The sequence below is a fragment of the Saccharothrix xinjiangensis genome (assembly GCF_039527585.1).
Classification (GTDB): Bacteria; Actinomycetota; Actinomycetes; order Mycobacteriales; family Pseudonocardiaceae; genus Actinosynnema; species Actinosynnema xinjiangensis.
This window is the reverse complement of sequence record NZ_BAAAKE010000018.1, coordinates 37,420-42,417: the sequence shown is the minus strand read 5'-3', so window position 1 is coordinate 42,417 and position 4,998 is coordinate 37,420. Positions and strand designations below refer to the sequence as shown.

Annotated in this window: 4 protein-coding genes; 2 read left to right on the top strand and 2 right to left on the bottom strand. The window is 74.9% G+C overall.

The window, feature by feature from the left end; genetic code table 11:
- Window positions 1-108: 108 nt before the first annotated feature.
- Together ABD223_RS28695 and ABD223_RS28690 are read right to left on the bottom strand one after the other, a co-directional pair.
- Window positions 109-831: a response regulator transcription factor gene (locus tag ABD223_RS28695; RefSeq protein ID WP_344039700.1), complete on the bottom strand. Its 723-nt coding sequence runs from the start codon at window positions 829-831 to the stop codon at window positions 109-111.
- Window positions 828-1,649 (bottom strand): sensor histidine kinase, encoded by an 822-nt coding sequence (locus ABD223_RS28690; protein ID WP_344039699.1) that lies wholly within the window; start codon window positions 1,647-1,649, stop codon window positions 828-830. The genes ABD223_RS28695 and ABD223_RS28690 overlap by 4 nt, the downstream gene beginning before the upstream one ends.
- A gap of 140 nt (window positions 1,650-1,789) precedes the next feature.
- Here ABD223_RS28690 and ABD223_RS28685 point away from each other — a divergent pair, with 140 nt between their 5' ends.
- Window positions 1,790-2,497, top strand: a complete 708-nt coding sequence (locus ABD223_RS28685) for an ABC transporter ATP-binding protein (RefSeq protein WP_344039698.1) — start codon at window positions 1,790-1,792, stop codon at window positions 2,495-2,497.
- Window positions 2,494-4,830, top strand: a complete 2,337-nt coding sequence (locus ABD223_RS28680) for an FtsX-like permease family protein (RefSeq protein WP_344039697.1) — start codon at window positions 2,494-2,496, stop codon at window positions 4,828-4,830. Before ABD223_RS28685 ends, ABD223_RS28680 begins: the two co-directional genes overlap by 4 nt.
- The last annotated feature ends 168 nt before the right edge of the window (window positions 4,831-4,998 follow it).

The window sequence follows — 4,998 nt, the reverse complement described above, 5'->3', positions numbered from 1 at the left end:
GGTTCCTCCCCGATCCCGGCACGGAGTGTGCCCTCACACCAGTTTCAGCCCCGGGAAGGGGTGATTTCCATTACCTGATGGGGTATTCCTGGCACGACACGTTCGAGTTCACTTGTCGGAGAAGGTGTTCCCTGTGGTATCGCCGGGGAGGACGAGCCCCGTCTCGTAGGCGAGGACCACGGCCTGCGCGCGGTCGCGGAGGTCGAGCTTCGCGAAGATGCGGGCCACGTGCGTCTTCACCGTCGCCTCGCTCAACCCCAGTCCCGCGGCCAGTTCGGCGTTGGAACGACCACGTCCCAGCAGGGACAACACCTCCAGTTCCCGCGGTGTCAGGGCGGTGAGGTCGCGGTGGACCGCGGGCGGCCGCGCGTCGCGGTCCACCGCGGCGAAGCGCTGGACGAGCCGGCGCGTGATCGACGGCGCGAGCAGGGCGTCGCCGGTGTCCACCAGGCGCACCGCGGCGACCAGGTGCTCCGGGGTGACGTCCTTGAGCAGGAAGCCACTTGCGCCCGCGGCGAGCGCGGCGTACACGTAGCGGTCCAGGTCGAAGGTGGTCAGCATGACCACGCGGCAGCCGGGGTGGCGCGCCAGGACCTGGCGGGTGGCCTCCAGCCCGTCCACGTTGGGCATGCGGATGTCCATGAGCACCACGTCCGGCCGCTGCTCGCGCACGACCGCGACCGCCTCCGCGCCGTCGGCCGCCTCGCCCACGACGTCGATGCCGCCCGAGGCGAGGATCATGCGGAAGCCGGTGCGCACGAGGGCCTGGTCGTCGGCGATGACGACGCGCGGCTCGGCTCGCCCGGTGTTCGCGGTGGGCCCGGTGTTCACGGTCGCTCCAGCGGGATGCGCGCCCGGACCCGGAAGCCGCCGCCCAGCCTGCGCCGGGCGTCCAGGTCGCCGCCGAAGACCGCGACCCGCTGCCTGAGCCCCAGCAGCCCGCGCCCCTCGTCGGCACCGTCGTCGTGCCGCGCGGGCGCGGTCCGGTCGCCGGACAGCACGCTGGGGCCGGTGTTGAGCACCTCCACCCGCAGGTAGTGGTCCGCGTACCGCACGGTCACCTCCGCCTTCACCCCGTCGCCGTGCTTGAGCGCGTTGGTCAGCGCCTCCTGGATGACCCGGTAGGCGGTCAGGTCGACACCGGACGGCAGCGGCCGGGGATCGCCGGAGATGCGGACCTCCACCGGCAGCCCGGCGAACGCGATGCGGTCGACCAGCCGGCCGAGCCTGCTCAGGCTGGGTTGTGGCGACAGGTCGGGGTTGTCCTCGCCGTCGGCGGGCGGCGCGAGCACGCCGAGCAGGTGGCGCAGCTCGGTCATGGTGTCCCGGCCGGCCGCCTCGACCGCCAGCAGCGCGGCCGAGGCCTGGTCGGGCTCCGAGTCGACGACCCGGCGGGCCGCGCCGGCCTGCACCACCATGACGCTCACGTTGTGGCTGACGATGTCGTGCAGCTCCCGGGCGATCCTGGAGCGCTCGGCGTCGACCGCGTTGCGCGCCGCGCTCTCGCGCTCCCGCTCCAGCAGCCAGCCGCGTTCCTCCAGCGCGCGGGCGAACGCGCGCCGGGCGCGGGCGAGCCGCGCGACGAGCACGGCGAACACCACCGCGGCCGCGGCCGCGACCCCCAGCCAACCCGGCCCGACGTCCCACACGGCGACCACTGTCCCAGGTCGCCGCCCGGACCCGCATCATCCCCGGGAGCCGGCGCGTACACCTCCGGGATGACCCGCCCCGGCCGGTTACCTCCCGGGACCGATGACCGCGCCCGCGCCGCCGGGCCAGGATTACCGGCGTGACCAGTGACAACAGCACGGCGCAAGTGGTGGTGGAGCTGTCCGCCGTGCGCAAGGAGTACCGCGAGTCCGCGGCCCTGGACGGGGTTTCCCTCAGCATCCGGGCGGGGGAGGCGGTGGCGGTGACGGGTCCGTCGGGCAGCGGCAAGTCGACGCTGCTCAACGTGGTGGCCGGGCTGGACCGGCCCACGTCCGGGTCGGTCGTGGTGAACGGCGACGACCTCGGCCGGATGAGCGAGACGGACCTGGCGCTGTTCCGCCGCCGCCGGATCGGCATGATCTTCCAGTTCTTCAACCTGCTCGACGACCTGCCCGCGCTGGACAACGTCGCGCTGGCCGCGCAGCTGACCGGCACCTCGGCGGGCCAGGCCCGCGCACGCGCGCTGGAGCTGCTCGACGAGTTGGGCGTCGCCGGGCGGCGCAACACCTACCCCGCCCAGCTGAGCGGCGGCGAGCGGCAGCGGGTGGCGGTCGCCAGGGCGCTGGTGAACCGGCCCGCCCTGCTGCTGGCCGACGAGCCGACCGGGGCGCTGGACAGCCGGTCCGGCGAGCAGGTGGTTGACCTGCTGCTCGACCTCAACCAGATCGGCCAGACCCTGCTGCTGGTGACGCACGACCAGGCGCTCGCGAACCGCTGCGCCAGTCGCCTGGTCGAGCTGGTCGACGGGCGGGTCGCCCGCGACAGCAGCCTGGAGCGGACCCCGTGACCGCGGTGTGGCGGGTCGCGCGGGGCGCGGTGCGCAGGCGCCGGCTCCAGACGGTCGTGATCGGCGTGGTGGTGGGGGTCTCCACGGCGACGATCGTGCTGGCGCTCGGGTTGCTGGCGGCGGCGTCGGCGCCGTTCGACCGGGCGCACGCCCAGCAGGGCGGCGCGCACCTGGTCGCGGCGTTCGACCGCACCGCGGTGTCGGCCGAGCAGCTGACCGCGGCGGCCGGCCGGGCGGGGGTCGAGGCGGTGGCCGGGCCGTTCGACCAGGTCGCACTGGACGTCTCGGCCAACCGGGGCGCGATGGTGGCGCCCACCCTGAACGCGGTGGGGCGCGCGGATCCCGGCGGCCCGGTCGACCGGGTGAACGTCTGGCGGGGGCGGTGGGTCGCCGGGCCGGGGGAGGTCGTCCTGGACGTGCCGCCCGGTTCCGACCTCGGGGTGCGACCGGGCGAGCGGTTGGACGTCCAGGGCGGTCACCGGCTCACCGTCGTCGGTCTCGCCCACTCGGTGAGCGACACCGCCGACGCGTGGGTGACCCCCGACCAGCTCGCGGTCCTGCGGCCGACCGACGTCCAGGTCCTGTACCGCCTGACCCGCGCCGCGACGCCCGCGGAGGTCGACGAGGGGCTCGCGGCGGTGACGGCCGGGCTGCCGCCCGGCGCGCTGCTCGGTTCGCGGTCCTACCTCATGTCGCGGCAGCAGGTGGCCGCCGAGTCGGGCGTCTACGTGCCGCTGCTGGTGGTGTTCGGCGTGCTCGGCGTGGCGGTGGCGGTCCTGATCGTCGCCAACGTGGTCAGCGGCGCGGTCGTGGCGGGGGTCCGGCACATCGGGGTGCTCAAGTCGATCGGCTTCACGCCGAACCAGGTGATGGCGGTCTACCTCGTGATGGTCACCGCGCCGGCCGCCGTCGGCTGCGTGCTCGGCGCGGTGCTGGGCAACGTCGCCGCGCGGCCGGTGCTGGCCGAGGCGTTCGAGGTCTTCGGCGCGACCGACATCGGTGTCGGCCCCCTGGTGAACGTCGTCGCTCTGCTCGGGATGCCGGCCGTGGTCGCCCTGGCCGCACTGCTGCCCGCGCTGCGGGCGCGCCGGCTGTCGGCCGCCGAGGCGATCAGCGCGGGCAGCGCGCCGCGCGCCGGTCGGGCGCTCGCGGTCCAGCGGCTGCTCGGCGGCGCCCTGCTGCCGCGTGCGGTCAGCCTCGGCCTCGGCCTGCCGTTCGCCCGCCCGGCGCGCAGCGCCCTGACCCTGGCCGCGGTCGCCCTGGGCGTCATGGCCGTGACCCTCGCGATCGGCCTCACCAACTCCGTGACCGCCTACGAGGAAGCGGTCAGGCCGGTCCACGACGACCGGGTCGAGCTGGTGGTCGGGAAGGTGGGCGGCGGGGAGGGGCCTGAGCTGGGCGGACCGACCCACGGCGTCCCGCCGGTGCTGGGCGACGCCGAGGACGAGGCGGTGCTGCGCGCGCTGCCCGGCGCGGTCCGGGTGGCGGCGACGTCGCGGCAGCTGGTGCGGCTGGTCGGCGGGCAGGACTCGGCCATGGTCCTGTTCTACCGCGGTGACGCGGAGGAGCTCGGCCCGCGGATCCTGAGCGGGCGCAGGCCGGACGGACCCGGCCAGCTGGCCGTCCCGTCCAGGTTCCTGAACCAGCACGGGCTCCGGCTCGGCGACACCCTCACCGTGGAGCTGGGCGGGCAGCGCGCGCGGGTGGAGGTCGTCGGCGTCGCCCTGGCCAACAGCGCCGCGCAGGTCTTCGCCGACTGGGACCTGCTCGAACTGCTCGCCCCGGGCACCAGGGCGGGCTCCTACCACGTCCAGCTCGAACCGGGTGCGGACCGGCGGGCCTACGCGGCCGCCGCCGCGGCGGCCGACCCCGGGCTGGCGCCGGCGCCCCCGCGCGGGGGCTCGTCGATGGGCGTGGTCGTCGTCGGCGCCGCGGTGCTCCTGACGCTGGTGCTGGGTGCGGTGGCGGCGCTGGGCGTCTTCAACACCGTCGCCCTCAACGCCCGCGAGCGCCGCCGCGATCTGGGGGTGCTCAAGTCGATCGGGATGACGCCGCGCCAGGTGGTGGTGATGATGGTGACGTCCATGGGCGCGCTGGGCTTGGTCGGGGGGCTGCTCGGCCTGCCGCTCGGGGTCGCCGCGCACCACGTGGTCGCGCCGGCCATGATGCGGGCGGCCCAGGCCGACGTCCTCGACGTGGTGGTCGACGTGTACCGCGTGCCGGTGCTCGTGCTGCCGGCCCTGGCGGGCGTCGCCATCGCGGTGCTGGGCGCCTTCCTGCCGGCCCTGGCGGCGGCTCGGACGACGATCGCGGAGGTCCTGCACAACGAGTGACCGGTCGGGTTCCGCCGGACGGCGGTCGGGCCGGTGTTGATCGAATTGGGTCGTTCGGGCAACGAATTCCCACTGTCGAAACAACCCTGCCGCACTGTTGGAAGTTTCTGTTCCGCCGCCTGGTCGACGATGATCGAGGGAGGAACGCGTGAGGAAGTCGCTCGGGGC